This window comes from Pontivivens marinum (assembly GCF_900231835.1).
Lineage (GTDB): Bacteria > Pseudomonadota > Alphaproteobacteria > Rhodobacterales > Rhodobacteraceae > Pontivivens > Pontivivens marinum.
On the sequence record NZ_OCTN01000009.1, the window covers coordinates 1 to 16,504 of the forward strand.

Annotated in this window: 16 protein-coding genes; 4 read left to right on the top strand and 12 right to left on the bottom strand. The window is 58.0% G+C overall.

Going from position 1 to position 16,504, the window contains the following annotated elements; genetic code table 11:
- Nucleotides 1–91 precede the first annotated feature (91 nt).
- The 4 genes from CR254_RS15420 to CR254_RS15435 all read right to left on the bottom strand — a co-directional run bounded on the left by CR254_RS15420 (nt 92) and on the right by CR254_RS15435 (nt 2,582).
- Nucleotides 92–364: a transposase gene (locus CR254_RS15420; RefSeq protein ID WP_097931573.1), complete on the bottom strand. Its 273-nt coding sequence runs from the start codon at nt 362–364 to the stop codon at nt 92–94.
- 70 nt (nt 365–434) lie between these two features.
- Nucleotides 435–1,580 carry a hypothetical protein gene (locus tag CR254_RS15425; protein WP_097931575.1) on the bottom strand — a complete coding sequence of 382 codons (1,146 nt, stop codon included), beginning with the start codon at nt 1,578–1,580 and terminating at the stop codon, nt 435–437.
- Nucleotides 1,581–1,896: 316 nt separating this feature from the next.
- Nucleotides 1,897–2,202 (bottom strand): helix-turn-helix transcriptional regulator, encoded by a 306-nt coding sequence (locus tag CR254_RS18335; RefSeq protein WP_342744485.1) that lies wholly within the window; start codon nt 2,200–2,202, stop codon nt 1,897–1,899.
- 23 nt (nt 2,203–2,225) lie between these two features.
- Entirely contained in the window at nt 2,226–2,582 is a 357-nt protein-coding gene (locus tag CR254_RS15435; RefSeq protein WP_097931579.1) for a hypothetical protein, read from the bottom strand.
- A gap of 74 nt (nt 2,583–2,656) precedes the next feature.
- Here CR254_RS15435 and CR254_RS15440 point away from each other — a divergent pair, with 74 nt between their 5' ends.
- The 4 genes from CR254_RS15440 (at nt 2,657) to CR254_RS15455 (ending at nt 7,283) form a co-directional block, all read left to right on the top strand.
- Nucleotides 2,657–3,142, top strand: coding sequence for an Lrp/AsnC family transcriptional regulator (locus tag CR254_RS15440; RefSeq protein ID WP_342744484.1), 486 nt, complete (start codon nt 2,657–2,659; stop codon nt 3,140–3,142).
- A gap of 109 nt (nt 3,143–3,251) precedes the next feature.
- Nucleotides 3,252–4,709 (top strand): NAD-dependent succinate-semialdehyde dehydrogenase, encoded by a 1,458-nt coding sequence (locus tag CR254_RS15445; protein WP_245851683.1) that lies wholly within the window; start codon nt 3,252–3,254, stop codon nt 4,707–4,709.
- A 4-nt stretch (nt 4,710–4,713) separates the two neighbouring features.
- Nucleotides 4,714–6,090 (top strand): aspartate aminotransferase family protein, encoded by a 1,377-nt coding sequence (locus CR254_RS15450; protein ID WP_097931583.1) that lies wholly within the window; start codon nt 4,714–4,716, stop codon nt 6,088–6,090.
- Between the two features lie 53 nt (nt 6,091–6,143).
- Complete coding sequence (locus CR254_RS15455) at nt 6,144–7,283, top strand: amidohydrolase (RefSeq protein ID WP_097931585.1); 1,140 nt, start codon at nt 6,144–6,146, stop codon at nt 7,281–7,283.
- Nucleotides 7,284–7,299: 16 nt separating this feature from the next.
- Here the strand turns inward: CR254_RS15455 and CR254_RS15460 are convergent, their stop codons facing one another.
- The 8 genes from CR254_RS15460 to CR254_RS15495 form a co-directional block, all read right to left on the bottom strand.
- On the bottom strand, nt 7,300–8,211 hold the full coding sequence (locus CR254_RS15460) for a sugar kinase (protein WP_097931587.1): 912 nt from the start codon (nt 8,209–8,211) through the stop codon (nt 7,300–7,302).
- Between the two features lie 18 nt (nt 8,212–8,229).
- Complete coding sequence (locus CR254_RS15465; RefSeq protein ID WP_097931589.1) at nt 8,230–8,541, bottom strand: cupin domain-containing protein; 312 nt, start codon at nt 8,539–8,541, stop codon at nt 8,230–8,232.
- Nucleotides 8,542–8,562: 21 nt separating this feature from the next.
- Complete coding sequence (locus CR254_RS15470) at nt 8,563–9,306, bottom strand: SDR family NAD(P)-dependent oxidoreductase (RefSeq protein ID WP_097931590.1); 744 nt, start codon at nt 9,304–9,306, stop codon at nt 8,563–8,565.
- Nucleotides 9,303–11,663, bottom strand: a complete 2,361-nt coding sequence (locus tag CR254_RS15475) for a heparinase II/III domain-containing protein (RefSeq protein ID WP_097931592.1) — start codon at nt 11,661–11,663, stop codon at nt 9,303–9,305. The genes CR254_RS15470 and CR254_RS15475 overlap by 4 nt, the downstream gene beginning before the upstream one ends.
- 78 nt (nt 11,664–11,741) lie before the next feature.
- On the bottom strand, nt 11,742–13,289 hold the full coding sequence (locus CR254_RS15480; protein WP_180956031.1) for a type 2 periplasmic-binding domain-containing protein: 1,548 nt from the start codon (nt 13,287–13,289) through the stop codon (nt 11,742–11,744).
- 27 nt (nt 13,290–13,316) lie between these two features.
- Nucleotides 13,317–14,198 (bottom strand): carbohydrate ABC transporter permease, encoded by an 882-nt coding sequence (locus CR254_RS15485; RefSeq protein WP_097931594.1) that lies wholly within the window; start codon nt 14,196–14,198, stop codon nt 13,317–13,319.
- A 13-nt stretch (nt 14,199–14,211) separates the two neighbouring features.
- Complete coding sequence (locus tag CR254_RS15490; RefSeq protein WP_097931596.1) at nt 14,212–15,207, bottom strand: ABC transporter permease; 996 nt, start codon at nt 15,205–15,207, stop codon at nt 14,212–14,214.
- Nucleotides 15,204–16,307: an ABC transporter ATP-binding protein gene (locus CR254_RS15495; protein WP_097931598.1), complete on the bottom strand. Its 1,104-nt coding sequence runs from the start codon at nt 16,305–16,307 to the stop codon at nt 15,204–15,206. The genes CR254_RS15490 and CR254_RS15495 overlap by 4 nt, the downstream gene beginning before the upstream one ends.
- Nucleotides 16,308–16,504 lie beyond the last annotated feature (197 nt).

The window sequence follows — 16,504 nt, forward strand, 5'->3', positions numbered from 1 at the left end:
CTGTTCTTCGCTGAAACGGCTTCTCTTCATCGTCTGTCTCCTTCTTGGAGAACAGGCTAACTCAAAACACCGGACTTTTCAGGGGAGCAGGTCAAGCCCTTATGACAAAAAAATCAGTTTCAACCGCCAGTTTGCCAATCTTCACATGAAACTCTTTGACTTCGGCTTCGTTATCTTCAGCCTTCCTGACCTTGTCAGAGAACACACCCGTCAGACCATCAATTGCCTGCCGTTTCCATGTCGTCACCTGCGTCGGGTGGATCTTGTGCTTAGCTGCAATCTCTTGCGCCGTCTTGTCTCCGCGAAGCGCCTCAAGCGCTACCGTGGCCTTAAAATTATCTGAAAAACTGCGTCTCTTCGTCATTTCTGTATCCTGTCTTCAAGGTTGGATACATCTTAGCACGCTGTCCGAATTTGCCGGACCACTTCACCTCTCACTTAAAGTCATACCTCGCTTCTGCTTTAGCGAGCCGCTCTGCAATCGATACCGGATGATCGCGGGACGCATTGCGCAGTGCGGTTATGTGGCGTGCGATGAACGCCTCAAACTCATCTGTACCGAGCTCCTCGGTAGCAGCGCGGGACACCAGCAAGCCGAGTATCTGGGTGTCGAGGAGCAGCTTGTGCGCGGCGCGGTTGGCTTCTTTGACTAGGGCAGGGTCTGCATAGCTGCGATGGCTGGATAGGTGCGCTGTGGCTTCCTCACGCACTGTCTGCCAGATCGGGTCTTCTGGCCAGCGGGCGCGGTTGCTGTCGGCTTGGGGCAGGGTGTAGCGGGTTTTGGTATAAGCCTCGGCCAAGGCATCGCCTATTTTGGCGTCCAGCTCATCCCAGCCCCGGATAAGCCAGCGGTTGCGCAGTTGTTTGGAGCCAAGTCGCATCTCAAATCGCCAGACGCGGCTGTTGGGGGCGTCGGCTAGGTCTAACGGGGGCTTTCCCTGCGCAGCGCGGCGGCTGTTCCAGATCGCCTCCCAGCCGCGCTTGTGGCAATCGATCACTTCGCGGCGCTTGTCATAGATCGCCAACTGACGGTTCGAGATTTGGCCTGCCTTCAGGCCGGTCACGCCATCCCCGACGCCGTATTCTTCGATCGGGATATCACTGGCGCGGGCGCTGGTCCGTGTGCCGGACGGAGCCACGATGCAGCTGCGGTCTGGGGTGAACCAAGGGGCCAGAACATCAACCGCGAAGTCCACACGCGCGACCTTCACCATGTGATCGCCGTAGCGAATGCCGAACGCCTGCAACTGCGCCTCGAACTGTGCGCGGGCGGCTGCGATGCCGCCGGTTGCCAGCAGGAATGCGCGGAAGTCTACGGTGATGCCGGGATTGTTCTTTGGCTTATTGAGCGGGTCCAGAAAGTACCACTCCGCGCCGTAATCTCCCGTATGGGCCGAGAATGCTGACATGCCGCCAGATTTGCGCACTGCTAACGCAACGCCATTCCACTCAATCATCACCGGATCGTTCTGTTTTGCAGCACGGGTTTTGGCGTCGATCAGGGCTTCACGGAAGTCTGGAGGGATATCAGCCTCAATCGACAGCTTCAGCCCATCAAAGCCGCTATGCACTACGTCCATTTACGATCTCCTGCGCATTCGTATTTATAGAGGGGGGTGTTACAAGGCCCCCCTTTTTGCCGCTCGCTTCTCACAATCCCGCCTGCGGTGGGGACGCGCTGACGCGCTCTTAAGAGCCTCCGGCGGGGCAGCTTTTGTTTTGGGGCCGGGCCTGAAGTCTCGGCGCGTGGCGCGGGCGATACTGCGCCCCTGCGATGTTGGAGGTTGCTGAAAGCGGAAAAGGATGCGGGGCGTGGAGCTGTCGCCCCACACCCCGTTTTCGAGCCATCCGGCCCCAAAATCCCCTGAAGTGCTGCCAACCCGTCAGGGGCAAAACTCATGCCGCGTCGGCCTGCGAGGTGTTGCTGCGCATCCGGCTTTCCGCCCATGCCAGCAAGTCGCGGCGGCGATAGCGAACCGACCGACCCGATTTGAAGAAGCACGGACCAAAGCCTGTGACGCGCCACTTTTGCAACGTGCGCACGCTTTGACACAGAAAGTCCGCCGCCGCCGTTTCATCAATGAAGCCGTCGTAATAGTCGCTGCGCGTGTCGAGATCGGGAACCGTGGTGCCGTTCGCATATGCTGCCCTCCTGCTGGCGTTGTTATGCGATGGGTATGACGCGGTTCTGATCCTCCAAATACACCTCTAAAAGCGGGTGGCTTTTATTGTTTATTGGTTTGGCTCTGCGCAGCCTTGAACAAGGGAGAGATCACCCTGCGGATCGTCTCGCTATCGGGTTTTGCATCTGTTGGCGCGGCGTCAGGGCGATGGACCCGCAGCCATGCCCTGATGGCTGGATAGTGAGCATTCATTGATTGGCTCAGGTCGATCTTGCCCATGGTCATAAGCGCGTCAAAAGCATCCGCGATATCGGGCACAACAGTCGGGCGACCTTTGCGCGGGGCTGGCTGGTTGGCAAACTGCGCGGCATCGCGGGGCGCTAAAATGGTATCGGCGGCATGGGTGCGGGGGCGCTCAAAGGCGAAGGCCCGCAGATGCCCTTGCTGTGCTTCGGCCATACCATCTGCCAAATGGTGCGCTGCGGGGCACCTCCCGGATTGATCTGAAATAGGTCAGCAGCTATGGGTCGAACATGTTGAAACTGGATCGCATCGACCTGAAGATCCTCAGGGTATTGTCCGATAATGGCCGCATCGCGAAATCCGCGCTGGCGCAACAGGTTGGCCTGTCGCCTTCGCCCTGTTGGGAGCGGTTGCGGCGGCTGGAGGAATCTGGCCTGATTTCTGGCTATCAGGCACAAATCAACCTGCGCAAATTACCGGGTGCTGTGACGGTGTTTGTTACGATTGAGCTGGATTCACATGCGGCTGCGCGGTTCCAATCCTTTGAGCATACGGTCAGACAGCACCCTGAAATCACAGGCTGTTGGGCGATTGGGGGCGGTTATGACTACCTGATTCAGGTCGTTGCCCCAACGATCGAGGAGTATCAGAATCTAATCGAAACCGTGCTTGAGGAATCCGGCGGTATTGCGCGGTACTATTCCTATATTGTGACAAAGACAGTCCGCCATCCGGGGCCGCCGCTGCACTTATTTGCCGATTTGCAGCAGGATTGAGTTGTTCGACTGGATTTTTGCAGAAGATTAATCTGTAACTACAGGTAACTTCAGGCTCATCATCTATCAGAACCTTCTACGCTGCCCTCAACAATGGGGAGGGATCAGCGTGACCGTGAATGATGAGATATTACCGCAGACGCGTTTGATAAAATCCGCCGGATATATCAATGGCGTTTGGTGTGGCGCGCCTGACAGCTTTGCTGTGACCAATCCCGCAACAGGGGCGGAAATAGCGCGCGTTGATGCGTTGGGCGCAGATATGGCCGAGGCTGCGGTAACTGCCGCGCAAAGCGCCTTTGGTAGATGGGCTGCGATGTTGCCGCAGGAACGCGCGCTGATTCTGAAACAATGGCACGCCAAAATCATTGAGCATCGTGAGGATCTGGCACGCATCATGGTCGCGGAGCAGGGCAAACCGATCTCGGAAGCGCGGGGTGAGATTGATTACGCCGCCAGCTTCGTTGAATTTTATGCCGAGGAAGCAAAACGCGCTAATGTGGAGGGTATAACCAGCCATATGCCGAATGCCGAGGTGGAGCTGTGGCGCGAACCAATCGGAGTTGTTGCGCTGATCACGCCGTGGAATTTCCCGTCGGCGATGCTAACGCGCAAGGCCGCGGCCGCATTGGCTGCCGGTTGTACAATCGTGGCACATCCGTCTGCTGAAACCCCGTTATCTGCCCTGGCCTTGGCCGAATTGGCTCAGGATGCGGGCATGCCTGCGGGTGTGTTCAATGTCGTTCCGGGGGATGCGGAAACCATCGTCACACCGTGGTGCAGCGATGCGCGGGTGCGGGCTCTGTCCTTTACCGGATCAACCGAAGTGGGCCGCTTGCTGTACAGTCAATGCGCGAATACGGTGAAACGGTTGGTGCTCGAACTGGGTGGCCATGCCCCCTTTATCGTCTTCGAGGATGCCGATCTGGATCGCGCTGTCTCTGAGGCAATTGGGGCGAAGTTCGCGACCAGCGGGCAGGATTGCCTCGGTGCGAACCGGATGTTCATCGCGCGCGGCATCTATGACGCATTTTGCGAACGCTTCACGCAGGCAGCCGCCGCGCTGACGGTTGGGGCCGGAATGGATGACCCTGATATTGGTCCGTTGATGCATGAGCGATTGATCCAAAAGCAGGAAAGCCAGGTTGCCGATGCCGTGGCCAAGGGCGCGCGTATCGCACTGGGCGGGTATCGTCACGACGCGGGGCCGTTGTTTTTCCAACCGACAGTTCTGGTGGACGTGCCTGCCAATGCGGACATTATGCACCACGAAACCTTTGGCCCGATTGCCGCGCTGACCCCCTTTGATACCGAGGATGAGGTTGTCGCCCGCGCAAATGATACCGAATACGGGCTGGTGGCCTATGTTCATACGCAGGACCCCAAACGGATTTACCGCATGTCACGGGCGCTGGAATACGGCATGGTTGCGATCAATCGGACCTCCGTCACCGGCCCGCCCATTCCGTTTGGTGGCGTAAAGCAATCAGGTCTGGGGCGTGAGGGCGCGCGCCATGGCCTCGAAGAATTCACTGAAATCAAATATGTTTGCCGTGACTGGAGCTGAGAATATGGACACTTTGCACAACGACCAACTGGGCCAGTGGGACCGTGAGAATTTCTTCCACCCCTCGACCCACCTTGCCAAACATGCACGCGGCGAAATGCCGACCCGCGTTATTTCCGGCGCAAAGGGCGTGTATATCGAGGATCGTGACGGCAAGCGCCTGCTGGATGCCTTTGCCGGATTGTACTGCGTTAACGTAGGGTATGGACGGACTGAGATTTCGGAGGCGATTGCGGCACAGGCGCATGAACTGGCCTATTACCATTCCTATGTCGGCCACGGCACCGAAGCATCGATCACATTGGCCAAGATGGTCATGGACCGTGCACCCGCCAATATGTCCAAGGTTTACTTTGGATTGGGCGGTTCCGACGCCAACGAGACCAATGTTAAGCTGATCTGGTACTACAACAACATTCTGGGCCGTCCGCAGAAAAAGAAGATCATCTCTCGCTGGCGCGGTTATCACGGGTCGGGCCTTGTGACTGGCTCGCTGACGGGGTTGGAGCTGTTCCACAAGAAGTTCGATCTGCCGCTGGAACAGGTCATCCACACCGAGGCGCCATACTATTTCCGTCGCGATGATCTGGACATGTCCGAGGCTGATTTCGTCGCCCATTGCGCGCAAAAGTTGGAGGAGCTGATCGCCCGCGAGGGTGCGGAAAACATCGCCGGCTTCATTGGTGAGCCTGTTCTGGGCACCGGTGGCATCGTGCCCCCGCCCGAGGGGTATTGGGCCGCCATTCAGGCCATCCTGAAAAAGCACGACATCCTGTTGATCGCGGATGAAGTTGTGACCGGATTTGGCCGCACCGGTTCGATGATGGGATCGACGCATTACGGGATGGAGCCGGACATCATCACGATCGCCAAGGGCCTGACATCGGCCTATGCGCCGCTATCGGGTTCCATCATCTCGGATAAGGTTTGGAAGGTGCTTGAGGAAGGGACCGACGAATTCGGCCCCATCGGTCACGGCTGGACCTATTCCGCACATCCGATTGGTGCTGCGGCAGGGGTGGCTAACCTCAAGCTGATCGATGACCTGAACCTGATCGAAAACACCACGGTTACGGGTGACTATCTGCGCGCCGGTTTCCGTGAGCGTTTGGGCGATCACCCCCATGTTGGCGATATTCGCGGCGTCGGCATGTTGGCCGCGATCGAGTTCGTGGAGCAGCGCGACGGACGCAAATTCTATGACGCTTCAGCCGGCGTCGGGGCTAAACTCTCCGCTGCGCTGGCCGCAAAGGGCGTGATTGCGCGGGCTATGCCGCAGGGCGATATCCTGGGCTATGCGCCGCCATTCTGCCTGACGCGTCAGGAAGCCGATATCGTGATTTCCACGACCGAGGCTGTGGTGCGCGAAACCCTGGGCTAATCAAATCGTCGCGCGCGCTGAGGTGCGCGCGACCTTTACCCAAAAGAAAAACCATGTCGTCAAACATCGATCTGTTGACCCATCTGCGTCACTGGCTGCACGCGCACCCCGAGCTTTCACGGCATGAGGGGGAAACGGCACGGCATTTGCGTGGTTTTCTGATCGAACATGCACCGCCAGATGCGATTATCCCGTTGCAAGGTGCAGGATTTGCAGCGGTCTATAATGGTCGCGCCGCCGATAAAACGGTTCTGTTTCGGTGCGAGCTGGATGCTCTGCCGATACATGAGATCAACACAGGTATCGCCTATAGTTCGGTCTACGATGGTGTTGGGCATAAATGCGGCCATGACGGGCATATGGCGATCATGGCGGGGTTGGCGCTTTGCTTAGCGAACCGGCCAGATCGGGGCCGTGTTGTTCTGCTGTTCCAACCAGATGAGGAAACCGGCACCGGTGCCCGCTCATGTGTGCAGCATCAGAATTTCGCGCAAATTGAACCGGATTATGTGTTTGCGCTGCATAACCTGCCGGGATTTCCTGCCGGGGCAGTGATCTGCAAAACCGGCACCTTTGCGTCCGAGGTGAAATACGCCGCGATCAAAATGACCGGTAAGGAGGCGCATAGCGCGCAACCTGAAACCGGCCACAGCCCCGCCATTGCGCTGGCTGACTTGATGCTGTGCGCGCAACAGATTCAGGCGCGCTATGATCGCCCAGATGCCTATGCTCTGGCCGTGCCAGTTTATACGCAGATGGGCGTTCAGGCATCCGGTGTCGCACCGGCGCAGGGTGAAGTGCACTTCACGGTAAGGGCCGCGCTGGCCGCGACTGTGCAGCAGATGTGGCAGGATTTAAGGGACCATGCGACCACGCTTGCCGAACAATACGGCCTGAATGTCACATTCGAAACACGAGAGGATTTTGCCGCCACCACGAACGGTCAGGCTGGGTTCGATATGATCCAACAGGCAGCGGTGGTGACTGGTCGGCCGTTTCAGAAACTCGACCAGCCCTTTCGGTGGGGCGAGGATTTTGGCGAGCTGACCAAGCGGTATGAAGGCGCAATGTTCGGGCTGGGCGCGGGGCAATCGCAACCGGCCCTGCACAACCCTGATTATGATTTCCCCGATGAGATTTTACCGGACGGGATCGAAATGTTTCGGGCCTTGGTCGCGATTGTGACGGCGTAAATCGGCTGGCAGGAAGTCAGCCGTTCAGCACATCTGCGCCGATAGGAACCAGCGCGCCCTTACCCTGAACCACCTTACCCGCGATGCGGCAGGCATTTGCGATGCTGTCTGGCAGGGGTAAGCCTTGCCGTATTCCAGCCAGCACACCGGCATTAAAACTGTCGCCCGCCGCAGTTGTGTCCATGATCGACGCCAGCGGTGGTACAGCGACCGTGCCTCGCGCGTCCCCGTGCAGGTAGTGAACAGGTTCGCCGCCATTCTTGACCACAACCGTCGTCGCACCTGCCGCTGCATAGCGATCAGCGGTGGCATTTGGGTCTGCATCCTTGAACCAATCGGCCTCATCCTCGAACGAGGGCAGGGCAATGTCGCTGACGGCGGCCCCTTGCATGACGGCCTGCGTCATCTCGGCGGTGTCGGCCCACAAGCGGGGGCGTAGGTTGGGGTCAAAGGCGATGGCTTTACCCGCTGCACGTGCTGTTCGCAGCGTATGTAGCAGGGTTTCGCGGCCCGCACTGTCCAGAATGGCCAGCGTTATGCCTGAGAAATAGATGATATCCGCCGCTGCCATCGCTGTGGCCAATGCGGCGGGGTCTTGTGCAAGCAGTCGCGCGGCGGATTGGCCGCGCCAATATGAGAAGCTGCGCTCGCCATTGTTCAGCGAAATCAGGTACAGGCCGACCGTGCGATCAGCGACAGTCTGAACGTGGCTGTCATCAATGCCGCTATTCGTAAAAACATCCCGCATCTGCTGCGAGATCGCGTCAGCCCCGACGCAGGTAAAAAACGAGACATGCGTGTCGGGGCTAATCCGCGCCAGATACCACGCGGTGTTAAACGTATCACCGGCAAAGCCGAGGTGGAAGTCGCCCTGCTGGGCGGCCGGAGCAAGCTCGGCCATGCATTCACCAATCGCGAGGAAGTGCATTCTGGAATATCCTTGCAATCAAAGAAAATCGTTGCGGCGTGGGGCGAAGCAATCAACCAGGGTGCCGGGCTCCAAGCAGACACAACCATGTATCTGCTTGGAGGGGATGACAAAGCTGTCACCGGGCCCAACCTCACGCTCCACTTCACCAAGGGTGAAGCGGAAACGCCCACTTTCCACATAGGTCGATTGCACATGCACATGGTCGTGCAGCGCGCCAATGGCGCCCTGTTTGCCAAACCGGAACGCAACGACCATCAGCGCAGGGTGGTCAGATAGGACCTGCCGAGTGACGTCTTCGCCGGTTGTGACAATAGGAAAATCAGACATGTGTAGTCCTTGGTCTAACGCTTAGGAGAACAGCATACCGCCATTGATGTCGATATTTGTACCAGTGATGAAGCCGGAATCGCCACATGCGAGGAAAAGAACCAGATTGGCGGCGTCATCGGTGTGACCCTGACGCTTCAACGGTGCATTCGCCTCGAACCCACGACGGCCTGCATCGGGGGTGTGGACGTTGTGAAAATCTGTGTCGATCATGCCGGGGCACAAGGCGTTGACGCGGATATTCGGGCCTAATTCCTTGGCCAAGCCGCGTGTCATGGTCATGACTGCGCCCTTTGCCGTTGCATAGGCAACCGCACCGGGCCCACCACCATCACGGCCAGCCTGACTTGCAAGGTTGACGATCGCGCCGTCCTTCATGTGTGCAAGGCATGCCTTGGTCAGCAGGAACGTGCTGGTCAGGTTCAGGTCCATCACCGCGTTCCAGTGGTCCAGCGGCATCTCCGAAATCGTCTTACGCGCGATCAGGCCGCCCGCATTGTTTACCAGCACGTCGATGCTGCCGAAATCAGCAACGGTCTTCTCGACCAGCGCGTCTACATCCGCCTGCTTGGTCAAATCACCTTGCAGGGCAAAGGCACGCCCGCCCGCTGCGGTGATCTGTGCGACAGCCTCATCCGCGCCGGTGCTGCTGGAGAAATAATTGATCGCAACGCTTGCGCCCTCGGATGCCAGCTTCAGCGCGACGGCCATACCGATATCGCGGCCGCCGCCAGTAACGATCGCTGTTTTTCCCTGAAGTTTCATTTTGTTTCCTTCTTTGGTGTCGTGGTTGGCGATGTGCCAACGTCAAATGTTTTGGGGACGACGACCTTAAATGAGCGGTCATCGGCATCGGTGAAATAGAGGTCGCAGTCGTAGCCCTGATCGTCGAGGAAGCTGAACACGCGGCGCGGCGCGGACAGCGGATAGGGAACGATCAAGGTGGCAATCCGGTGGCGAATTGCCTTGGGATATGTCGCCTTCAGGCAGGTGCTGACGGGCAGGCCCTCGATCTCTGCCGGGTTCACCCCTGCAAAGCCGGTTTCCTGCGTGATCAGCGGGTTGCCCGCCTCCGACCATAGAACCTGACCGTAAAAGCCAGCCTTTTGTCCGGAATAGCGGAACGTCGTATCGCCTAGCGTCATGGGTGCATTGGCGTGGAAGAGCCAGTCAACAGAGACCGGCGTTTCGGCATCGATCGCATCGACGATGACGAAATAGCTGTCATGCACGAAATAGACTTCGCGGGTGACGGATGTGATTTCGGGCGACAACGTGCGGTAGGCAGCCGTTGCATCGCCACGGATAAAGATGTGGTCGTCGCGATCCTCGGCGATTTCAATCTTGCCGGTGGAGGTCATGGCACGTGCCTTGTCCTTACCCGCATATTGCCCCTTACCGTCAATCAGAATGGCATTTTTAGAGATCGTCTGACGCCGCCAGTTCTGGTGCATGGTTGAGTTAAAGGCGACGTAATGCCCTGACTGGATCGCCAGATCCTCGCCAAAGGCGGCCAAGCAGAATGCGTTCTGATCGCCATGGCTGTGGCTGATCGATCCAAAGGGCGATGACTTCATCACGAACTGGATGTGGTTGTCGGGGTCCTGCATCTGCTGCTGGATCGCGACCCAGCCGATGCCTTGAAACCAGCGTAGCTTATCATCATCGGCGGGTGGTTGTGCCTCGATAATCGGGAAGTCGGTGCGGTAGACCAGCTCGTCAAAGTTAAAGTCCCACCAGCCCCAATTATAGAACGCCATTTCGGTTCCGGGATTGGTGCGCTTGATCTCGTCGTAATACCACTGATACGCGCCATTGCCGGTCACGCCTGCATATTGGCGCAGGTTATAGCCGATCTTGACCGCAGGCAGATCGCCCATGGTGCTGTCATCGCCAAATGTCGCGCGGCGTGTATCCGGCGATTTGGTGAACAGTGGCATATCGCCTGTTTTTTGGAAAAACGGGCGCTGATACAGGTCCAGACCGCTATACCCCTTTAGCAGGTTCGCCGCGTCGATCAGATAGGCCATGCCGGTCATCCAATAGTGCGGACCCTCTGCCCAGCCGCCCTGCTTGTCACCCCACGGCGTATAGACTGTGTAGAGGAATTCGACGGAGTAGTGCAGCCACTCGGCGGCTTCCGGCTCATCATCCAGCAATGCGATAGCGGCGGGGATCAGCACGGCGGAAACCGCGCGCACGGCGTGGCTGTCAAACGGGAACAGGTGGATGTTTGCGTGCTTGATAATGTGATCGGCGGTTTCGCGGGTTCGGGCCAGCAATGCGGTGCGCACGCGGGTCCGCTCGTCCTCGTCCATCTGATCGTAGAGCCAGTCATAGCCCCATGCCAGCGCGAGGTTCACGCGGAACGCCCATTCATCAGTATAGCTGCGCGAGGTCGTGCCGGTCGGGTTCCAGTCAGCGGCGCTGAGCAGCCATTCCTTGGCGCGGTCGAGCATCGCCTGATCCTGCGTCACCTGACCGCCGACGGCCAGATGGCGGATCGCGTACATCAGTTCCTGACAGTCGATATAGGTCTGGCGCCAGATCGGTGCGACGCGCTGATGGTTGGGATAGCCTGCTGGCTCGGGGATGATGTCGCGGTCCATCCATGGCAGCACGGATTTGTCGTAGAAGGTCGCCCAAGTGCAATGATCGGGATCAGCCTTCACATCCTTGCGAAACCCATCCAGCCGGTCCGGCGTCAGCCACAGGCGCGGGTGGGCGCGGGTGGTGTTGGCAAAACGGTCCGTGCGTGAGGGCAGGGGCGTTTCGGGCAGATCATCAGCAATGGTAAAGGTGCGTGTCTGGCTCCACGCTGTCGTTGCCGCGCCGGATTTCGGGTCGCAGACGGCATAGGACCAGTGGTGCACACCTGCGGGTATTGTTGCATCGGGGGTAAAGAAGTTCAGCGGGATCTGCGTGTAATACGTGGTCGCCGCGTCGTCATATCCGGGGTCCTGCGAGATACGCAGAACATATTTGGCCTCATCCTCGATCACGGGCAGCCAAGTGAAACGGGGCGGGTTCTCGGTAATATCCGACTGCGCGTCAGGGCCGTACTGGATCGTCAAACGGCCAGTTTTGGGTTCGTCGAGAAGGGGTGTCGCGTGGCCGGGCATCTGTGATCTTCCTGTTGGTCGTCGTGGGGGTGGTGCGGCCGGATCGGCCGCACCCGTGTTCAAACTAGCGGTGAAGGATCAGCCGTACTGACGGGCATAGGCCGAGTTCAGAACCTCGATAACCTCTTGGTATCCCATGTTATCCAGCGTCTCGACATAGGAATCCCAGTCGGCCTGCAAATCGCCCGAGCCCAGAACCCATGCCTGCTGACGCTCCAGCATATAGGTGCGGATCGACGGCCAGTAGCGGTCGTAGATGACCTGCTCATCCTCGGTGAAGGCGACGCCGAGGAACTGCTCAACCAACAGATCGTGCTGGTCGTACAGCTCGATCCCGTCACGCGCAGCCTGTGCAGTCCACTGCCATTCGTAGCGGTAATCCTGCCAGTAGCCGCGCTGGATCTGTGCGCCCGCCGCATACATCTGGGAGTTGATTGGCTCACTGCTGTTCAGCACTTCGTCGGTAAAGACGGGCTCACCATCGATCATGTTCCATGTCTCGCCCTCAACGCCGAAGTTGGACAGCAGGCGCCCCTCCTCGCTGAAGAAGAAGTCGAAATACTTGATCGTCTCGATTGCATGCTCGTTGGAGTGGCTGATCGCCCATCCGTCCGGCTTGATCGGGATGCGGCGGTGCTCCTCCATCCGAACGCCACCGGCAGATTCAGGTGGCAGGAACGGCACGAAGTTGAAGCCCTCGATCTTATCCTCCAATGCGGCGTTGTAGCCGGAGGTGGACGCGAACCAATCGTGGGTAAACCCGCCGAGGTTTTCACCCAGCAGATATTCACGCGCGGTCGAGCGGCGGGTGAATACCTCTGGATCAATGATGCCCTCTTCGTACCACTGGGCCACCATTGTCAGACCGTCGCGATACGCTTCCTGCGCATAGGGGTGTACGACGGTGCCTTCGTCATTGACGTAGAAATCGTGATAGGTGTCCGAGCCTGACGACCGTGCATCCCAGAACGTGACGAGGCGGATGACCTCCTCCCAGTTGCGGAAGAATGCGGGCACTTCGTCCTGCAAACCATTGCCGTTGGGATCATCGTTGAGGAAGGCGGTCAGAACAGTGTGCAGCTCATCCACGGTCTGCGGCTGTTGCAGCCCCAGAATGTCGAGCCAATCCTGACGGATAAAGTAGGCCCGACCGTATTTGCCGTCTGGCAGATAGGGGATGTAGTAATAGTTGCCATCATAGGCGGAGATCGCCTGTTGCAGGCCCGGATGGCTGTCCCAGAACGCCTGAATGTTCGGTGCGTGCTCTGCTACCAGCTCGTTCAATGGCTGGAATGCGCCCTGCGGACCGTATTCGTTTACCGGCTGCTTGATCAGGTGACCGCCAACGATGTCGGGCATGTCACCGGATGCGATCAGCAGGTTCATCGCCTCGGCGGAATCGCTGGTATTGCGGCCGAATGTTGCCTCGCGCAGGTGGATACCTGTCATCTCACGGGCCACACGCTCAACGGCATAGCTCTCGTCATACCCTTGGCTGCGCGGCCAGTGCATGTGGATCGACAGATCCAGCGGTTCATCAACAATCTGCAAGTGCCCGTCGGCAAATGCCGGCATGGTTAGGGCAGTTGTTCCGATCATGGCCAAGGCCAATGGTAAGTTTCGCATGGTTTCCTCCCTATAGCGAAATCGTTGTTATTCCTTCACGCCACCCAGCAGGATGCCCTTTGAGAAGTACTTCTGAAGGAACGGGTAGATGAGCAGGATGGGGATGATCGAGCAGACGATGATCGCGGCGCTTACGGTCTCGACCGAATAAGGCGCGTTGAGCAAAGTCGCTGCGAACGTTTCGTCATCGGTCAGATCGACGATGACTTGACGAAGGTAGACCTGCAGCGGGATTTTATCCTCATCTTGCAGCAGTACCATCGCCCAGAAGAACCCATTCCAGCGCGATACAATGCAGAACAAAGCGACCGTAGCGATGGCCGGTTTTGAAAGCGGCATGTAAACTTTCCAGAGAACCTGGAACTCGTTGGCTCCATCCATCCGGGCTGCTTCCTCAAAGGACTGTGGAATTGCCTCGAAGAAGTTGCGCAGCAGGATGATGTTGAAGCCGTTGACGGCAAATCCGATGATGATGCCGAAATAGCTGTCCAGTAACCCAAGGTCCCTCATGTTGAGGAAGAACGGGATCAGGCCAGCGTTGAACCACATGGTGAACGCCACCATCAGGTTCCAGAACCGCCGCCCGTATAGCTGGGGACGGGATAGCGCGTAGGCACCGGGGATGATGAACGCCAGGCTCATCAAGGTGCCGCCGACTGTGTAGATGAATGTGTTTTTGTAGCTGTTCCAGAACTGCGGCTCGCTCAGCACCTGCTTATAGGCCTCTAGCGTGAAGCCGACGGGCGTTAGCACGACGTTGCCTGCCCGTGCCTCGAACCCTGTGCTCATCGACAGGGACGCGATGTAGATAAAGGGATACAGCGTGGAAATCGTGAACAGCGCGATCAGCACCATATTGACGATCACAAACAGCTTATCGCCGCGGGAATAGAGGTTCATGTTGGCCATTTTGCTCTCTCCTTTACCAAAGCGACGTGCGCGAATAGCGCTTCGAGATTGTGTTTGCGGTCATCACCAGCGTGAAGGCGACCACGGCGTTGAACAGTCCGGCAGCAGCGGCGAAATCGTATTGTCCGCCCTGTAGGCCCTGCCGGTAGATGAAGGTGTTCACCACGTCCGCCGTCTCATAGGTTGCGGGCTGATACAGCAGGATGATCATCTCGAACGACACTTCTAGGATGTTGCCGATGCGGATGATCAGCATGATGATGATCGTCGGCAGGATCGACGGCACCGTGATTTTCCACATCATCTGCCAGCGGCTGGCACCATCCACGACAGCACTTTCGTACAATGTCGGCGACACACCCGCGATTGCGGCGAGGTAGACGATCGACTGGAAACCAGCCTCCTGCCAGATGCCTGTTCCGATAAAGATCGGGCGGAACCACTCCGGCTTGGTCAGGAAGTAGACGGGGTCAAAGCCCAGCCAGCCCATGACCGTGTTCACGATGCCCGCAGATGGGGAAAAGGCCGTGATGACGATACCCGCGATAATGACCGAGGAGATGAAGTGCGGCAGATAAACGATGGTCTGCGCGGTCTTCTTGAACGTCTGTTTCAGGATCTCGTTGAACATCAACGCCAGCAGGATCGGCATGGGAAAACCAAAGACCAAGCCGTAGAAGCTGATAATGATCGTGTTCTTTAGCGCGCGCAGGAACTGATCATTGCTGAACAGCGTCTCGAAATGATCGAAACCGATCCACGGGCTGGCAGCGACACCGCGGAACAGCGAGTAATCCTTGAACGCGATTTGCAGGCCGTACATCGGCTTATACAAGAACACCAACAACCACAGAATGGTCGGGATCAGCATCACGTAAAGCTGCCATTCACGCTTCATATGATCGCCAAGGCGCACCATGCGGCTGCCCCTGCGACGGCGTGTGGCCTCGGCGGCGCCGAGGACAATCTCCTCGGTCTTGGGGCCTGTTACGTTCGGATCGGCGCTCATTGCTCTAGCACCTGACCGGCCAATGCCTGACCTGTCTCCGCATCGAACACCCGGACCAGATGTGGTTCGATGGTAAATCCGGATATGCCGTCCAGCACGTTCATCTGCCCGACCGTACCGGTGCGAATGACAAAGGGTTCGCCCATGAGTGTTGCGTGGATCAGGGCCTCGGAGCCGAGGGTCTCAATCAGGTCAACCTCAACAGGCAAACGGCCCGGGGTGGTTTCCTCGGCTACGGTCACGAATTCGGGGCGGATGCCCAGGATCACCTCGCGCCCGACGGCGGATTGCAGTGACGGAATCTGCGCCAGTTGCAGGCGGTTCCCACCGAATTCCGCAACGGGGCCCGTTTCACTGGCCACAATGCGTGCCTTGACCATGTTCATTGGTGGGGAGCCGAGGAAACCAGCAACGAAAGTGTTGGCGGGATTCAGGAACAGCTCCATCGGGGTGCCGATCTGCTCAATCCGGCCATCATGCATGACGACAATCCGGTCGGCCAATGTCATCGCCTCAACCTGATCGTGGGTCACGTAGATCGAGGTGGCACCCAGTCGCTTGTGCAGACGCTTGATCTCGGCGCGCATCTGGGTCCGTAGCTTTGCGTCTAGGTTCGAGAGGGGCTCATCAAACAGGAAAACCTTGGGGCGGCGCACGATCGCGCGGCCCATGGCGACACGCTGCCGCTGTCCACCGGACAGATCGGCGGGGCGGCGCTCCAGATACGGTGTCAGGCCGAGGATTTTGCCAACCTCGTCAACGGATGAGGCGATCTTCTCCTTGCTTTCCTTGCGGATGCGCAGGCCAAAGGCGATGTTATCTGCAACGTTCAGGTGGGGGTATAGGGCGTAGTTCTGGAACACCATCGCGACATCGCGATCCTTGGGCGCGACGCGATTTACGTGCCTACCATCGATAGACAGGTCGCCATCGCTGATTTCCTCCAGCCCGGCAATCATGCGCAATGTTGTCGATTTGCCACAGCCCGACGGGCCGACCAAAACGACGAATTCTTTTTCCTGAACCTCTAGGTCGATCCCATGGACGACTTGAACCGCACCGTAAGCTTTTACGATGCCTTGAAGACTCACGCCAGACATGGCCCCTCCCTATCGCGCCGTCATTTTTGCGGCGCATCTGATACGAGCGACTGATTCGTCGCCTTCCTTCATCTGGTATACTAGTAATTATACTGGTATACTAGCCTGAAGTGAGGTAGGCCTATACAAGTCGTCAAAACTGGCGGAAAAACAGAAGTCATGATGAGCGTCAGATTTTTGGTCACACTTGGTGTGCC